Annotated in this window: 14 protein-coding genes; 6 read left to right on the forward strand and 8 right to left on the reverse strand. The window is 63.5% G+C overall.

Annotation, left to right across the window (positions count from 1 at the left end; translation table 11 throughout):
* Positions 1–7: 7 nt before the first annotated feature.
* Both rpsP and ffh read right to left on the reverse strand, forming a co-directional pair.
* Complete coding sequence (gene rpsP / locus SynBMKMC1_RS09470) at positions 8–424, reverse strand: 30S ribosomal protein S16 (RefSeq protein ID WP_011933628.1); 417 nt, start codon at positions 422–424, stop codon at positions 8–10.
* A gap of 75 nt (positions 425–499) precedes the next feature.
* Positions 500–1,996 (reverse strand): signal recognition particle protein, encoded by a 1,497-nt coding sequence (ffh, locus tag SynBMKMC1_RS09475; RefSeq protein WP_186471549.1) that lies wholly within the window; start codon positions 1,994–1,996, stop codon positions 500–502.
* An 85-nt stretch (positions 1,997–2,081) separates the two neighbouring features.
* On the opposite strand from ffh, the gene SynBMKMC1_RS09480 reads away from it, so the two are divergent.
* Positions 2,082–3,773 (forward strand): SulP family inorganic anion transporter, encoded by a 1,692-nt coding sequence (locus tag SynBMKMC1_RS09480; RefSeq protein ID WP_186471550.1) that lies wholly within the window; start codon positions 2,082–2,084, stop codon positions 3,771–3,773.
* Here the strand turns inward: SynBMKMC1_RS09480 and SynBMKMC1_RS09485 are convergent.
* Positions 3,758–5,860, reverse strand: coding sequence for an IMS domain-containing protein (locus SynBMKMC1_RS09485; RefSeq protein WP_255486394.1), 2,103 nt, complete (start codon positions 5,858–5,860; stop codon positions 3,758–3,760). The two genes, SynBMKMC1_RS09480 and SynBMKMC1_RS09485, sit on opposite strands and share 16 nt — an antisense overlap.
* An 85-nt stretch (positions 5,861–5,945) precedes the next feature.
* Here SynBMKMC1_RS09485 and pdhA point away from each other — a divergent pair, with 85 nt between their 5' ends.
* Positions 5,946–7,040 (forward strand): pyruvate dehydrogenase (acetyl-transferring) E1 component subunit alpha, encoded by a 1,095-nt coding sequence (gene pdhA, locus SynBMKMC1_RS09490; protein ID WP_011933632.1) that lies wholly within the window; start codon positions 5,946–5,948, stop codon positions 7,038–7,040.
* A gap of 1 nt (position 7,041) precedes the next feature.
* Here the strand turns inward: pdhA and SynBMKMC1_RS09495 are convergent, their stop codons facing one another.
* The 3 genes from SynBMKMC1_RS09495 to SynBMKMC1_RS09505 form a co-directional block, all read right to left on the reverse strand.
* Complete coding sequence (locus tag SynBMKMC1_RS09495) at positions 7,042–7,956, reverse strand: histone deacetylase (protein ID WP_011933633.1); 915 nt, start codon at positions 7,954–7,956, stop codon at positions 7,042–7,044.
* Between the two features lie 37 nt (positions 7,957–7,993).
* Positions 7,994–8,935: an RpoD/SigA family RNA polymerase sigma factor gene (locus tag SynBMKMC1_RS09500; RefSeq protein ID WP_011933634.1), complete on the reverse strand. Its 942-nt coding sequence runs from the start codon at positions 8,933–8,935 to the stop codon at positions 7,994–7,996.
* A gap of 157 nt (positions 8,936–9,092) precedes the next feature.
* On the reverse strand, positions 9,093–10,643 hold the full coding sequence (locus SynBMKMC1_RS09505) for an NAD(P)H-hydrate dehydratase (protein ID WP_186471552.1): 1,551 nt from the start codon (positions 10,641–10,643) through the stop codon (positions 9,093–9,095).
* Positions 10,644–10,702: 59 nt separating this feature from the next.
* On the opposite strand from SynBMKMC1_RS09505, the gene mnmA reads away from it, so the two are divergent.
* Positions 10,703–11,872 (forward strand): tRNA 2-thiouridine(34) synthase MnmA, encoded by a 1,170-nt coding sequence (mnmA, locus tag SynBMKMC1_RS09510; RefSeq protein WP_186471553.1) that lies wholly within the window; start codon positions 10,703–10,705, stop codon positions 11,870–11,872.
* Here mnmA and SynBMKMC1_RS09515 read toward each other — a convergent pair.
* A complete protein-coding gene (locus tag SynBMKMC1_RS09515; protein ID WP_186471554.1) occupies positions 11,796–13,307 on the reverse strand; it encodes an apolipoprotein N-acyltransferase in 1,512 nt (503 codons plus the stop codon). The two genes, mnmA and SynBMKMC1_RS09515, sit on opposite strands and share 77 nt — an antisense overlap.
* A gap of 53 nt (positions 13,308–13,360) precedes the next feature.
* Here SynBMKMC1_RS09515 and SynBMKMC1_RS09520 point away from each other — a divergent pair, with 53 nt between their 5' ends.
* The 3 genes from SynBMKMC1_RS09520 to SynBMKMC1_RS09530 all read left to right on the forward strand — a co-directional run bounded on the left by SynBMKMC1_RS09520 (position 13,361) and on the right by SynBMKMC1_RS09530 (position 15,001).
* Positions 13,361–13,690 carry a phasin family protein gene (locus tag SynBMKMC1_RS09520; RefSeq protein ID WP_011933638.1) on the forward strand — a complete coding sequence of 110 codons (330 nt, stop codon included), beginning with the start codon at positions 13,361–13,363 and terminating at the stop codon, positions 13,688–13,690.
* Positions 13,691–13,725: 35 nt separating this feature from the next.
* Entirely contained in the window at positions 13,726–14,331 is a 606-nt protein-coding gene (locus tag SynBMKMC1_RS09525) for an FKBP-type peptidyl-prolyl cis-trans isomerase (RefSeq protein WP_011933639.1), read from the forward strand.
* A 70-nt stretch (positions 14,332–14,401) separates the two neighbouring features.
* On the forward strand, positions 14,402–15,001 hold the full coding sequence (locus SynBMKMC1_RS09530) for a superoxide dismutase (protein ID WP_011933640.1): 600 nt from the start codon (positions 14,402–14,404) through the stop codon (positions 14,999–15,001).
* 45 nt (positions 15,002–15,046) lie between these two features.
* Here SynBMKMC1_RS09530 and trpC read toward each other — a convergent pair whose 3' ends face one another.
* Positions 15,047–15,931, reverse strand: a complete 885-nt coding sequence (gene trpC, locus SynBMKMC1_RS09535; RefSeq protein ID WP_186471555.1) for an indole-3-glycerol phosphate synthase TrpC — start codon at positions 15,929–15,931, stop codon at positions 15,047–15,049.
* Positions 15,932–15,941 lie beyond the last annotated feature (10 nt).

Genomic DNA, 15,941 nt, shown 5'->3' on the forward strand with positions numbered 1-15,941 from the left:
CTGCTGATCAGGCTTCAGCAGGTGCTTCTTCTGCACCCGCGTCAGCGGATTCGGCCTCAGCAGCAGCCTTGGCCTCGGCTTCCGCTGCAGCTTTGGCTTCGGCAGCCTCTTTGGCCGCCTGCTTGGCATCCGCTTCGCGCTTCGCCGCCTGCTTGAGCTTGCCGACGATCTCAGCGGGGCGAACGGTTTTCTCGATCAAGCCACCCTTTTCAAGCAGGGTGCGAACCGCATCGGTGGGCTGAGCACCCTGGCTCAAACGCTGACGCAGCGCTTCGGCATCCAGACGGGTCTCCTTGGTGCGGGGGTTGTAGAACCCGAGCTCCTGCAGGGGACGTCCGTCGCGGCGGGAAGTGCTGTTGCACGCCACGAGGCGGAAGCTCGCTTCCCGCTTCTTACCGAACCGCTTCAGGCGGAGCTTGATCATCGTGGCGCTTGCTGAGGTGGAAACATCGGCGCAGGTGAAACGTGCGCCAAACAACCAACTTACCTTGCCGGGGGATCAGAGCTGCCCGAAGCCTTTCTTCTTCTTGGCCGGACGCTGCCGGCGAGGGGTCCCGCCCCCGCGCCCAGCCCGTCCCGCCGGCATGCCCCCCGGCATCCCGGGCATCCCGGGCATGCCACCGCCCATCCCTGGGAATCCGCCCATTCCAGGCATACCGCCACCCATTCCAGGGAAGCCACCCATGCCGGGCATGCCTCCGCCTTGGGTCATCTGCTGCATGAAGCCACGCATCTTCTGGAAATCCGCCAGCACCTTGTCCACATCCGCAGGCTGGTGACCACTTCCCCGGGCAATCCGGCGTCGCCGGGAGGGCTGACCCGCCAGCAGGTCGGGATTCTCCCGCTCCTGCTGCGTCATGGAGCCGATCATCGCTTCGATCTTCTTCAGCTGCTGCTCGCCCTGCTTGAGCATGCCGTCGTCGATCTTGTTCATCCCCGGGATCATCTTCATCAAGCCCCCCAGCGAACCCATGCGCTTGATCAGGCGCATTTGCTGCACGAAATCGGAAAAGTCGAACGTGGCTTCCTGCAGCTTCTTCTGCATCTTTTCGACATCAGCCAGCTCCACCTCCTTCTGAGCCTTCTCCACCAGGGTCAGCACATCACCCATGCCGAGGATGCGGCTGGCCATCCGCTCCGGGTGGAAGGGCTGCAGAGCCTCCACCTTCTCGCCGGTTCCGATGAACTTGATCGGCTGGCCGCTCACCTTGCGGATCGACAGCGCCGCTCCACCGCGGGAGTCGCCATCCAGCTTGGTGAGCACGGCACCGGTGATCCCCACCTGTTCGTGGAAAGCACGGGTGAGCTCAGCCGCTTCCTGGCCGATCATCGAATCCACCACCAGCAGCACTTCATCCGGCTGCACGGCGGTGCGGATCCGCACCATCTCCTCCATCATCTCGCTGTCGATCTGGAGGCGACCCGCGGTATCGACCAGCAGGGTGTCGAAGCCCTCCTCCTTCGCCTTGGCCAAACCGGCAGCCGCAATGGCTTCGGGTTTGGCATCAGCGCCAAGACTGAACACCTCCACGCCGATCTGCCCACCCAGGGTCTTGAGCTGCTCGATGGCCGCCGGGCGGTACACGTCGGCGCCCACCATCAGAGCGCGGCGCCCCTGGTCCTTGAGGTGCAGGCCGAGCTTGGCCGTGGCGGTGGTTTTACCAGCGCCCTGCAAACCGGCCATCAACACAACGGTGGGCGCCGTCTCGGCCTGGGCCAGCGGGGCGTTCCCCCCACCCATCACCTCAACCAGCTGCTCGTGCACAACCTGGATGAACTTCTGATCCGGGCTAACGCCTCGCACCACATCAGAGCCAACGGCCTTCTCGCGCACATCGGCCACAAACGCCTTCACCACAGGAAGGCTCACGTCCGCTTCCAGGAGGGCGCGGCGCACATCCTTGAGCGCTCCCTCCACGTTGGTGTCGGAGATCTTGTCCTGACCTCTCAGCCCCTTGACCGCATCTTCAAAGCGGGCTGACAGCTCATCGAACATCGTTGACGCGGCGGTTGCAGACCACTGATCGTAAAAGTGGCCGGGCTCGGCGGTGATTTCTAGGGTTGCAGCAGAGCGTGATGCCATGCGACTCGCCTCTTTGGCTCCAGGCCTGGTGGCCCTGCGGGGCTATCGCCCCTCTCAAGATCTGTTCCGCGACGTGTTCGCAGGCCTGTCGGTAGCCGCTGTGGCGCTTCCCGTGTCGATCGCCTATGCCGAACTGGCCGGGCTCGCTCCGGTGACCGGCCTCTACGCCAGCATTCTCCCCTTGTTGGCCTATGCCCTGTTCGGCACGTCCAGGCAGCTGATGGTCAATCCTGACGCCGCCACCTGCGCCATGCTCGCGGCAGCGGTCACCCCTCTGGCAGGTGGAGATCCAGGGCTCTATGCCGCCATGGTGATGGTGCTCACCCTGTTCACCGGCCTGTTCTGCATCCTGGCCAGCCTGTTCCGCCTCGGCGTGCTGGCCGACTTCCTTTCCCGCCCGATCCTGATCGGATTTCTCAACGGCATCTCCTTCAGCATTGTGCTGGGCCAGATCGGCAAGCTGCTGGGCTTCTCAGTGGACAGCGGTGGAATCATTCCCAGGCTGCTGGAGATCCTCCAGAAACTGCCGCAGACCCATGCACCCACGCTCTTGCTGGGCCTGTTCAGCTTTGCCGTTCTGCTGCTGAGCCAGCGTCTGCTCCCGCGCATCCCCGCAGCCCTGGTGGTGCTGGTGCTGGGCGCGCTCGCCGTCTGGTTGCTCGATCTCACCAGCGTCAACGTGGCGGTGCTCGCCCCGGTGCAAGCAGGCCTGCCGCCGCTGAAGCTGCCCTCCGCCCCTCTGAGTGCGCTGCCGTCTCTGGCTGGATCCTCGGCTGGCGTGGCCCTCGTGTTGTTCACCAGCGGCACGATCACCTGCCGAAGCTTCGCCTCCCGCGGCGGCTACCGCATCGATGTGGACCGGGAACTGGTGGCCTATGGGGTAGCCAACATGGCCTCAGCCCTATCCGGCGGTTTCGCCGTGACCGGTGCCGATTCACGCACGGCCATGGCGGTGACCAGTGGAGGGCGAAGCCAGGTCACCGGTCTGGTGGCGGCAGCAGCGTTGGCCTCAATCCTGCTGTGGTTCACCGCGCCGATGCAATTTGTACCGCTGGCGGCCCTCGGGGCGGTGCTGATGTTGGCGGCTTACTCCCTGTTTGATCTGGCCAGCCTGAAGCGTCTCTGGACGCTCGATCGCAAGGAATTTGCTCTGTCGTTGATCACATCCCTGGGGGTGGTGACCCTGGGGGCGATCAACGGAATTCTGATCGCCGTGGCGCTGGCGGTGATCCGATTTGTGAAACACACGGCCCGCCCCCGCGTGGAGCTGCTCGGACGGGTGAAAGGGCTTCAGGGATTCCATTCCCTGCAGACCCATCCCGATGGCAAAGCAGTTCCTGGCCTGATGCTGTTCCGCTTCAACGCTCCCCTGGTGTTCTTCAATGCCGACCACTTCCTGGAGCAATCCCGCCGAGCCGTTGCCGAAGCGACTCCAAAACCGCAGTGGTTCGTGGTCGATGCCATCCCGATGGATCGCATCGATATCAGTGGCGTGAACGCCCTGCAACAGCTCAACCAATTCCTGGAATCCGAAGGCATCCGCCTGGTGCTCGCCGGACGCCGCAGCGAGTTCATTCAAGGGTTGAGGGCCATGGGCATGGACAGCCCGACCCTTGAGCAAAAGCTGTTTCCCACGTTGCATCAAGCCGTCAGAGCCTTCCGGATGACGCCTGGTCAGCCTGGGATATAAGCCTGCAGGCGCCAGCCATCGGCATCCCGGCCCAGGATGTAGGTCACGCGAATCATCGATGGTTCCGTCGTCGCCACGACGCGACCCGCTGGGGTGGCGGTTTGGTCGCGGTAGTCGACCTCAGCCAGCAATTCGATCCGCTGCGGCGTTTCGCTCACAAGCTGCACCGACGTGATCGAAGCCTCAATCGTTTTCTTCACACCGCCGGCCTGATCGGCCGCCCGCTCCTGGCGCACCTGGCTGATCAATCCAGGCCTGGCGATCGCCTGCAACCGCGACTGGGCCGTTCCGTCACCTTGCAGGACGACAGCTTTGCCATCCAACCAGCTTTGCAGCAGGCGCTGCAGCTGCGCTGCCGTTGGTTGCTCCGCCGTCAGGGGAGCCGCCACCGCTGGCACGGCGGAGCCAGACGCTTTGGGCTCCGGCTTGAGCGTGGCGGTGGGAGACGCAGCATTGGCTTGCGGCGACGAGGGTGCCTTGGCTGGAGCCGTCGCCTCACCACCGGCAGAGCCTGAAACGGCGCTACCGGAATCGGCGTCCCGGCGCAGGCCGATCAAACTGCCGGCCGCGACCACTGCCACCAGCGCAGCGAACACACCCGAACCAATCAGCAGCGAACGGCTGGGACGCGGAATTTCAGGAACAGAGAGTGAGGGCCACGCTGGCCAGCGCAGCTGGGGCATGCGCAACCCGGCGAACGGAGGCGCCGCAACACCCTCGTCCTCTTCCTCTTCCTCAGGGGAGGCGCTGCTGTCGTCAACCACCGCTGGCGCTGGCATGGTCATCGGCAGGGTGCCATCGGGATCGAGGCCGAATGGCGGAAACGCGTCAGCTTGAGGCTGTGGGGCCGATGCCTGCCTCGCCTGCTTGCGTTCCAGGCTCTCCACGTAAGCCTGCACGTCGCGATCAGCGAACCAGGTCTCGAGATCAACAGCATCCGCATCCACATCCCGATAACCCGGCAGCACATCACGCCCGAGCCAGGTGCGGCAGTACTCGCAGAGTGACGCCAGACCATCACCTGGATGATCGTCCATCCAGGCTTTCAGTGCCGGGTCAGCACTTGTGGAAAAGCGACGTTCGGCACGGTCCACATCCCCGAGAAGCAGATCAAGGCAACCCAGAAGGGGCTGGGTGTCGAAGCCCTCAAGCACCAAGCCCTCGAGCTTGGTGCGGGCATCCTGAACCCGTTCGGGCTTGCGCTGGGAGAAACCCGCCGCCGCGAGCGCCATCACCCCGAGAAAGGACGCATCGATCGAGCCGGCTTGCTGCAGTTGGCCGAACAGATCCACTTGCTCCTGAACCGTCAGAAAGCGGCGGATCTGCTGAAAAAACAGCTCGAAGGCACCCTGATCCATGGCGCCGGGCACCGCGGCGGACTCTTGAGCAGCCGCTGCCGTTCCCTCAAGGCCCCCACGCTCGAGGATGAAGGTTTCCAGCATCGCCAGCCCCTCGCGCCGAGCGGATTGCTCGGCGAGATCGCGGCTGAGCAGATCCAGGATGCGATAGGGCCTGAGCTGAAGGAGTTCGCTCTCCAGCAGCTGGCGCTGATCCGGCAACTTGCCCATGCGCTGAAGCAGCTGGATGCCCTCCTGCAGCAATGTCGCTGCCGATTCGTAGCGACGCTGGTCTCGGTCCTGGCCGGCGGCATCCCGGCAGGCAAGCGCCGCCAGCAAGGACAGATCCGACTCACGGCCACTGCCCAGAGCCGGTGCCTGCGGGGGCTGCAGCGCCTGGCGGGCCATTTGAAAGGTTTCGTGGGGGGCATGGGCCTCCCAGAGCAAGATCAATCCGGCCACTTCCCGGTTGAAGGCAAGCTCCAAGCCAGCCGTTTCGCCGGGGCGGTCGCGTCCCAGTTCCAACAGCGTCGCCTCATACTCCCGTCGGCGGAGGGGATCGCTGAGAAGATCCGCTGAGAGGCGCAGAAGCTCAGCACGTTGGTTGAGCGCATCATGGGTGAAGCCCTGGTCTGGAGCGCGATCCAGACGCAGCTGAAGGGTCCTGAGAACCATTTCGGCTTCGGCGGTGGGACTGACGCCCAGCAGCCGGAAATGGTCGATGGGCAGGTCCACCAGCAAATTCACCATTGGCAGCAGACTGTAGACAGTGTCTGGGGTTTTGCCCATTGATTCACCATTGCCCCTTAAAGTCGGTGGTCGATCACGCAGTGCCATGAGCCAGGACATCGCAGTGGGCACCGAATCACGCACGTCATCCCAGGGCGGTCTCGTCGGGGCCCATGCCGAGCGTTTATCCAGCCTGGTCACCGCCCAGAGAGCCACGGTGGATCGCGCGACCGGTTTGGAGCTCTACCGGGACATGACGCTCGGACGACGCTTCGAAGACAAGTGCGCGGAGATGTACTACCGCGGCAAGATGTTCGGTTTCGTGCACCTCTACAACGGCCAGGAGGCTGTGAGTACGGGGGTCATCGGCGCCATGAAGCGCCAGCACGACTGGTTCTGCAGCACCTACCGCGACCACGTGCATGCCCTGAGTGCCGGCGTCCCGGCCCGTGAGGTCATGAGTGAGCTGTTCGGGAAGGAAACCGGTTGCAGCAAGGGTCGCGGTGGCTCGATGCACCTCTTCTCCAAGGAACACCATCTCCTTGGAGGTTTCGCCTTCATCGGCGAAGGGATTCCCGTTGCGCTGGGGGCAGCCTTCACCAGCCGCTACAAGCGCGATGCCCTTGGTGATTCCAGCAGCAATGCCGTCACGGCGGCGTTCTTCGGCGATGGCACGTGCAACAACGGCCAGTTCTTCGAGTGCCTGAACATGGCGCAGCTCTGGAAGCTGCCCATCCTGTTCGTGGTGGAAAACAACAAGTGGGCCATCGGCATGGCTCACGATCGCGCCACGAGCGATCCTGAAATCTGGCGCAAGGCCGGCGCCTTCGGCATGGCGGGTGAAGAGGTGGATGGCATGGACGTGCTGGCTGTCCGCGCCGCAGCCCAGAGAGCCGTGGAACGCGCCCGAGCTGGAGAAGGCCCGACCGTTCTGGAATGCCTCACCTACCGCTTCAGAGGCCACTCCCTCGCCGACCCGGACGAGTTGAGAGCCGAGGAAGAAAAGCAGTTCTGGGCGAAACGCGACCCTCTGAAAGCCCTGGAGCGGGATCTCCTGGCCGCCAATCTGGTGAGCGCGGATGAGCTCCGGGCGATCGAGAAAGAGATCGACGCCGAGGTTCAAGACTGCGTTGATTTCGCCTTGAACGCTCCTGAGCCCGATGGCTCCGAACTCACCCGTTACATCTGGGCTGACGACTGAATCACAACCCGTGCAGCCGCGCCTGATCCGCCGCAGCGCGGAACACCAAGGCGTGTCGTTTCACCAGTGGAATCATGGCGTCGTAGCCGCCGCCGATCACGGTGGCTACGGGAACCCCACGGCGGAGGCAGGCATCAAGAACCAGATGATCCCGCTGCAGAAGCCCTAGATCCGTGAGGGCGAGACGGCCGAGCCGATCATCCCGATGGGGATCAACGCCTGCGTTGTACAAGACCAATTGAGGACGCAGGCGATCCAAAACGTCGGGAAGATGGTCGCCGACGGTCTGCAGGTAGGCCCTGTCCTCCAGACCGTCGCTGAGAGGCAGGTCGAGATCGCTGACCTGCTTGCGGGACGGGAAGTTTGATGCGGCATGGGCGGACAAGGTGAACACGCGCGCATCGCCGCTGAAGATCAGGGCGGTGGCATCCCCCTGGTGCACATCCAGATCAACCACAAGCACCCGCTGAAGGCCTTCCTGCTCGATCAGCACGCGCGCGCAGACCGCGAGATCGTTGAAGATGCAAAATCCACTGCCGAAATTGGGAAAGGCATGGTGGGTGCCACCGGCAAGGTGACATGCCAAGCCATGGCGCAGGGCAAGCCTGGCCGTGAGCACAGTGCCACCCACAGCGAGCCAGGTGCGTTGCACCAGGGGCGTCGTGGCAGGCAAGCCAATGCGGCGCTGCGCCTGCCGGTCGAGGCGGTCGCGCGCAAAGGCTTCGTGGTAACTCCTCTGATGCACCAGCTCGAGCCAGCGTCGCGGCACAGGTAGGGGGCGATGCATCTGCCCGGCGTGCGCCAGTCCACACTCGAAGAGGCAGCGCTCAAGCTCCCGAAACTTCGCCATCGGAAAGCGATGGCTGCTGGGAAGGGGTGCGCTGTAGGCCTCGTGATAGACGAGCGGTGGCTTCAACGGATCGGTTCGATCCGTGAAGTCTGCAAGACGGAACTCAGAACGTGGGTGCCACCCGACGGGTGAGATTGCGAAGCTTGCGCAAGGCCTTGAGCTCCACCTGACGGACGCGCTCGCGGGACACGTCGAGGAGCCGGCCGATTTCGGCCAGGGTATGGCGTTCGTTGCCGTTCAGGCCGAAACGCAGGGTGAGCACATGCTGCTCCTGATCACTGAGGTGGCTCATCCAGCGACCGAGCTGCTCGTGATGCATCCGCTGCTCCACCCGGTCGAGAGGCTCCTCGAGGGAGGAATCAGCGATCAGATCGCCAAGAAAACTGCGCCCTTCCTCTCCGTTCACTGGTGCATCCAGGCTGCTGGTGGTCAGTGCCTGTCTGAGCAGGGAGTCAAGCTCCTCCACTGGCATATCCATCGCCTCGGCGATTTCAAGGCGGCTGGGCATGGCTCCCAGCTTGTGCGCGAGATCCAAACTCACCTTGCGGATGGTGGTGAGACGTTCGCTGAGGTGAACGGGCAAACGGATCGTGCGCGACTGACAGGCAATCGCCCGGGTCATGCTCTGGCGGATCCACCAGAACGCATAAGTGGAAAATTTATAACCACGGGTGGGGTCAAATTTCTCAACGGCACGTTCAAGACCGAGAGAACCTTCTTGTATCAAATCGAGAAGCTCTAGACCCTTGCCCTGATATTTCTTCGCGACGCTGACAACCAAACGCAGGTTGGCTTTCATCATGCGTTGTTTGGCACGCTGACCCACCCGAATCAAACGGCGCTGCTTGCCATCAAACTGATCACTGTCCGCTGCAATCGACCCATCTTCAGTGAGCTGCATCAGCTGCTGCACTTGGTTTCCAAGCTCGATTTCCTCGGCAGGCGTCAGCAAAGGAATTCTTCCAATCGTTGCGAGATACCAACTGATTGGATCACTGCTTCGTCGTCTCTGGGTTTCAGAAACCCCGGCTGCGGCTGAGGGCATGGGGATGAACTAATGGCGTGATGCGACTGTCCTATGAAATTCCCCTGACCGGATGTGTTTTCAGCAACCCTTCAGATTCGTACGTTGAAAACGACACAAACCAATGAAGTTCGCTTCATCCCGTGTGGAAACCTCAAGAAACACTTCACACCTCACGTCATTTCGTCACTGATCGCACCAACTGCGCCAGTTCATCAGCGATCACCAGGGCCCCGCTGCCGCGGCTGCAGCGGCCAGCGGCCTGGGCATGCATCAGCCCCACCGCGGCCAGAGCGGCCCCATCCACCGGGCCAGCGGCGGCCTGCAGCCGTGCTCCCCACCCCCCGGCCAAGCCCGCCAACAGATCCCCGAGCCCGGTGCGTGCAACCTGGCGATCCGTCCCCACCAGCTGATGCACCGATCCGGAGGGGTCTGCGATCACACTGTGTGCCCCTTTGCGCAACACCACCACACCGCTGCGTTCGGCAGCGGCGACGGCGCGTTCCAGCGGAGTGCCCTGATCGCAGCAGGGGAACAGTCGTGCAAATTCCTGAGGGTGGGGGGTGATCCAGGTGGGTCCCCTCCGCTTCAAGAACCAGCGCCAGCCCTCAACCTCCCCGGAGAGTTGATTGAGTGCATCGGCATCAAGCACCAGAAGGCCTGGGAAGGCCAGCAAAGGTTCGGCCCAGCCTCGCCAGACCCCCTCGAGGGATCCCAGACCCGGTCCCACAAGCACGGCATCCAGCCGATTGAGATCGCTGCGTTCCAAAGCAGGCCCCCACAGCAGTGATCCATGGCCATCCGACTCGAGTGCGGGCTCCGAGATCACTTCCGGAGCCCATTGCCAGAGCTGTTGATCCACAGCCCTTGGCAGAGCCGCCCGCACACTGCCGGCACCACTGGCCAAAGCCCCTCGCAGCGCAAGGTGCGCTGCGCCGCGGTAGGCGTCGCTGCCGGCAATGAGCAACAAACGTCCACGCTCGTATTTCATCGCCGTGCTGCTCTCAGCAGGAACCGGAAGGGTCTCGAGGTCTCGGCCCCCCACCTGAAGCACGGGGGGAGACACCAGGGAAGCCATCAGCCCTGGCGGGACCCCTGGATCGATGCGATGCACGCTGCCGGCCAGGGGCAGAGCCGCGTCCTGAACCAGTCCCTGCTTGATGAAAGCCACGGTGAGGGTGTCGGAGGCCACGGCGACCGCGGCACCCAACGGGGCGCCTGAATCACTGTCCAAACCGGCTGGGCAATCCAGGCTGATCAACTGTCCGGGTGCGCAGAGCTGACGCTGCTGCAACAGGTGCGCCACCGGATCGGGCAGGGGTCGCGTCTGGCCGAGACCAAACAGCGCATCAATCCATAAGGCTGGATCTGCGGGGTCAGGCTCAGACTCCTGCACCGACACCCCCAGCCACAGCAGGTGCCGCCAGTGATCGCGGGTGAGGGACTGCCGCAGAGGCAACGGGGCCCAAACACGCACGGTGATGCCCCTCTCCAGCAACTTTCGGCCCAGAACCAACCCGTCGCCTCCGTTATGGCCAGGCCCCACAAGGACCAAGACCCCATGGGCCAGACGCGCTGGACGCTGCAGACACCACTCCGCCATCCTCTGGCCGACCGTTTCCATCAAGGCAGCGACGGGCAGCCCGCTGGCCAGCCACTGCTGCTCCAGCTCCAGCATCTGATCACTGCGAACCAGCAGATGATCAGCATCGACAGCTGGCCAAGGCATGGAGGGGGGCCCATGGGACCTCACTATGGAGAGAGAAGCCCATTGCTGTCCGTCAGCCCATGCCGGCCGCATTTCCAGTTACCGCCGCCACACCCGCCGGAGCGGAAGCCCTGGATCGCTTGCGCCACTGGCCCGGAGAGCATCGTGTTGCCGTGGGGCTTTCCGGTGGTGTGGACAGCTCTCTCACCGCAGCCTTGCTGGTTGAGGCCGGCTGGGAGGTGGAAGGCCTCACCCTTTGGTTGATGAGCGGGAAGGGAGCCTGCTGCGCGGAGGGACTGGTGGACGCCGCTGGGATCTGCGAGCAACTCGAGATTCCTCATCACGTTGTGGATTCACGCGACACCTTCCAGCGCGAGATCGTGAATGGCCTGATTGAGGGCTACCAGGCCGGGATCACACCCTTGCCCTGTTCGCGTTGCAACCGGGCTGTGAAGTTCTCGCCCATGCTGCAGTGGGCCCAGGAGGAACGCGGTCTCGCCCGGATTGCCACCGGCCATTACGCCCGACTCCGTTTTGACGAGACCACGGGCCGATGGCGCCTGTTGCGCGGCCTTGATGCCCGCAAAGACCAGAGCTACTTCCTCTACGACCTCACCCAGGAGGTGCTGGCCCGCGTGGTGTTCCCCCTTGGAGAACTCACCAAGCCCGACACCCGGTTGGAGGCCGCTCGCCATGGACTGCGCACGGCGGCCAAGCCGGAAAGCCAGGACCTCTGTCTTGCCGATCACCATGGATCGATGCGCGCCTTTCTGGATGCTTACCTGCCTCCGCGGCAAGGGGAAATCGTTCTTCAAGATGGAACGGTCGTGGGAGAACACGACGGCATCGAGCACTTCACCATCGGGCAGCGCAAGGGACTGGGCGTCGCCTGGAGCGAGCCCCTGCACGTGGTTCGCCTCGATGCCGCAATGAACCGGGTCGTCGTCGCGACGCGCGATCAGGCCGGTCGCAGCCACTGTGTTGTGGGCGCGATCAACTGGGTCTCCATGGCGCCACCGGCTCCTGAGCACTCGCAGATGGTGCAGGTGCAGGTGCGCTACCGCAGTGCTCCTGTTCCCGCGCGACTCACCACCATGACTGCGGAAGCTTCGGATGCAGCAGCCGAACGCCCCCACCGCTGCAGGCTTGACTTTGACGAACCCCAGTTCTCGATCACTCCTGGGCAGGCGGCGGTGTTCTACGACGGTGACGCGGTTCTGGGGGGTGGTCTGATCCAGACCTCAGCCTGAAGAGCATTGCGGCGGCGATCAACAAAACTCCCACCAGGGGCCACTCGCGCAGTCGCGCGTAAGGAGTCAAAACAGCGCTGGGTTGCACCCGCACGTTCAGGAGGCCAGAGCGCATCGCTGGCAACCGGGACAGAAGCTGTCCCTGAGCGTTGATCGCGGCCGTGGGGCCTGTATTGGCAACAGACACCAGTGGGCGGGCCGTCTCCACACTGCGCAGTTGCGCCAGAGCCAGAAACTGTTGCTGCAGCAGCAAGGGATAGGGATCCAGATTGGCCGCTGCGAGGATCCATTGCCCACCCTCAGCAGCCGCTCGGGCGAGGGCCGTGCCGTTGGCAATTTCATAACAAATGGCGACCTGGGCAGGGGGCCCGCCCCAACGCCAGAGCCTGGAGGCCTCCCCCGGCTCGAGGCCACCCACGGCGGACAACCCCGCCAGGCCTGGCAAGGCCGGAGTCCATTCCCCGAGGGGGACGAGTCGGTGCTTATCGATCACGGCGCCAGGAGCACCGCCCTCCCCTTGCACGAGCAGCAGAGCACTGCGCTGACGGCCTGCGACCCAACGAAAACCACCGCTGACGAGAGGAATGGGCTCAACCAGCAAGTTCCCTCGCTGCAGGGGCAAGGTTCCCTCAGGGGCAATCAGCAGATCAGCCCCATCAGCATCCGCTCGGGTCAAGGCAGCGTGCAGTCGTCGCGGGAACTGGCTCTGGCGCTCCTCGCTGAATTTCTCCCGGGTGGGAATCGCGGGCTGCCACAGCGCCAGGTTCAGGGGGTCTGCAGGGAGAGCCCCACGGTCGGTGCCGACCAGGGCCGCAGCACCAAGACCGTGCAGGAGCGCCAAGCCGACCACGCCGATCCCGAGCAGGCGGTAACGCCTGCGCTCACGATCAGTGCTGACCCATAGCGTCCACAACCACCAGCCCAGAATCAGCTGCAAGGCCGCCAGGCCTCCGGCACCACACCAGCGCGCCAATCCACCGAAAGCAGGATCCGAAGGAAACACGCTTCCCCCCACACCGATCCAGAACAGTGGGCCACGCGACAGCAAGGTTTCTCCAAGGCCCCAGAGCAGGGACAGCACCAGCGCCTGCAACGCACCTGCACGCCCTGGCAGCAGCCGAACCACCAGACTCCAGGCACTCAAGAACAAGGCGGCAGCCAGCCCACAGCTGAGCCAAATCGCTGTTGCCACAGGACGACTGAGAAGCTCTGGCACCCCTAACCAGGTGAGTGGGTGCAAAGCCAGCAGCCAGCGATGACTGATGGCCACGGCCAGCCCCCCCCAAAGTGCTGCGGCCAACGGATGCAACGCCACCGACCACAGCAAGGCCAGCGCGGGAACCATCCACCAAATCCCCGACAGGCTCAGACCAATGCCCGCCAGCACACCTCCCAGCAGAGCCCGAACCAGGATCTGGGATCGGTCATTGCCCATGGTGCCCCCCAGAGGTTGACGCCATCCTGAAGTCACAACGCTCGAGTTCCGCGATGGAGACCGCCAACCCTCTCCAACAGATCCTGCTACGAGGCCTCGGCACCACCACCCTGGTGGCCGAACGCCTGCGCGGCGTGACTCAGGACTGGGTGAGCAGTGGCCGCCTCGACGCCAGCCAAGCCTCGGCTCTGGTGGACGACGTACTCAAAGCTCTGCGGGGCGAAACCCCCGAACTTGAGCAACAGATGGGGCGCAACCTGGAACGCAACCGCGACCACCTTTTGCAGGATCTCGGCGTTGCCAGCCAGAAAGAGCTGGATGAACTGCGCGGTCGCATCGACCGCTTGGAGCAGCAACTCCGTCAGCGCGAACGCCAGGACTGAACCTGCCAGACTCTCCCTGAATCAAGGAAGCTCCAGTGCGCGACATTCTGATCAGTTCTGCTGTTTGCGTGGCGTGCCTCATGGTGGCGCTGGTGAGTCAGGTGGTCGCCCCGTCCACCGTGATTGCAGCACCACCCACCTCCACCGTGCAGGCGTCTGCCGCTCAGACGGCGGACGTGCAAGCCTCCACGGCGATGGAGCTCGACCCTGACGAGACCAATCCAACCCTCTTTGCCATGGCACCCGACTCCAATCAGGCTGATGCGTCCGCTCTCGGAGGCCCGATGAGTGCTGAAAAGCCTGAAATCACAGCCAGCGGTCTGCGGATCACCGACCTTGTGGAGGGCACCGGCGCCGAAGCAACCTCCGGGCAAACCGTGGTGGTGCACTACCGCGGCACGCTCGAAGACGGCCGCCAATTCGACGCCAGCTATGACCGCGGCACGCCGTTCAGTTTCCCCCTCGGTGCCGGCCGTGTGATCAAGGGTTGGGACGAAGGGGTCCAGGGCATGAAGGTGGGCGGCAAGCGCAAGCTGGTGATCCCCCCCGATCTGGGCTACGGAACCCGTGGTGCCGGTGGCGTGATTCCCCCCAACGCCACACTGATCTTTGAGGTGGAGTTGCTGGAAGTGAAGGGCTGAGCCCGCCAAGCGGGCAACAGCTGAAGGTCACGCACTGTCGTTAGGATCCCGTCGCTCGGTTGCCCTTCCCATGGCCCATACCCTCCCTGCGCTGCCCTACGCCCTCGATGCGCTGGAGCCCCACATCTCCCGCTCCACGCTCGAGTTCCACCACGGCAAGCACCACAACGGCTACGTCACCAACCTGAATAAGGCGATCGAGGGCACGGATCTCGACGGTAAAAGCCTCGAAGAGGTGATCTCCGCTGTGTCCGGTGACGCCAGCAAGGCCGGCGTGTTCAACAACGCTGCCCAGGTTTGGAATCACAGCTTCTACTGGCAGTGCATGAAGCCTGGTGGTGGTGGTCAGCCCAGTGGAGCCCTCCTCGACAAGATCAATGCTGACTTCGGCAGCTACGACGCCTTCGTTGAGCAGTTCAAGGCTGCTGGTGCCACCCAGTTCGGCAGCGGCTGGGCCTGGTTGATCGTCGAGAACGGCACGCTCAAGATCACCAAAACCGCCAACGCTGATCTTCCTCTGGCCCACGGTCAGAAGGCTCTGCTCACCATGGACGTGTGGGAGCACGCCTACTACCTCGACTATCAGAACCGCCGCCCCGATTACATCACCACCTACCTCGAGAAGCTGGTGAATTGGGATTTCGTGGCCGCCAACCTGGCAGCCGCCTGATCCGGCGCCGAGCTAACCTTGAGCCCCCGCAGAGCGGGGGCTTTTTTATGGCGCGATCAAATCGCGCAGCCCCTGCTCCACATTGTCTTGACGCATCAAGGCTTCGCCCACGAGCACCGCACCGGCACCACTGCGTTGCACACGATTCAAGTCGGCACGCGAAAACAAACCCGATTCACTGACGAGGAAGGCGTCCTGCGCGCGCAGGCGATCCGCAAACTGTTGCGTGAGCGCTTCTGTGATTGCCAGATCCGTCTCAAAGCTGGTGAGGTCGCGGTTATTGATGCCGATGAGAGGAAAGCCTCCAAGGGTGAGAATGCGCTCCATCTCCGCGGCATCGTGCACTTCCACCAGCACGGTGAGACCCAGGGTGGCGGCCACCTTCTGGAGATAGGCGAGATCCTGGTCCGTGAGGATGGCAGCAATCAGCAGAGCCGCATCGGCACCAGCCGCACGCGCCTGGTAAAGCTGATGGGGACTGAGGATGAAGTCCTTGCAGAGCAACGGCAGGTCCACGGCTTCGCGCACAGCAACCAGCACATCGAAGCCACCCTGAAAAAAGGTGCGATCCGTGAGCACGGACAGACAACTGGCCCCGCCAGCGGCATAGGCCTTGGCGATGGCAACGGGATCGAAATCCTCACGAATCACCCCTTTGCTGGGACTGGCCTTCTTGACTTCAGCTATCACTGCAGGAGCCACAGGGGCCTGACGCAACGCTCCCAGAAAGTCCAGCGCCGGTGGCAGTTCAGCAACCCGTGCCTTCAACTGCACCAGTGGCATGCGCTGGCGGGCGGTTTCGATCTCGCGATCCTTTTCCCAGACAATCTTCTCGAGAATGTTGCGCGGTTCACCATCCTGGTGGGGGATGGCGTATTCGAGATGGGCCACCTGAACCTTGGGGTTGGGCGGTCGACGACGGATCTCCATAGCAGATGCG

Origin of the sequence: Synechococcus sp. BMK-MC-1, from assembly GCF_014279955.1 — a bacterium.
Lineage (GTDB): Bacteria > Cyanobacteriota > Cyanobacteriia > PCC-6307 > Cyanobiaceae > Synechococcus_C.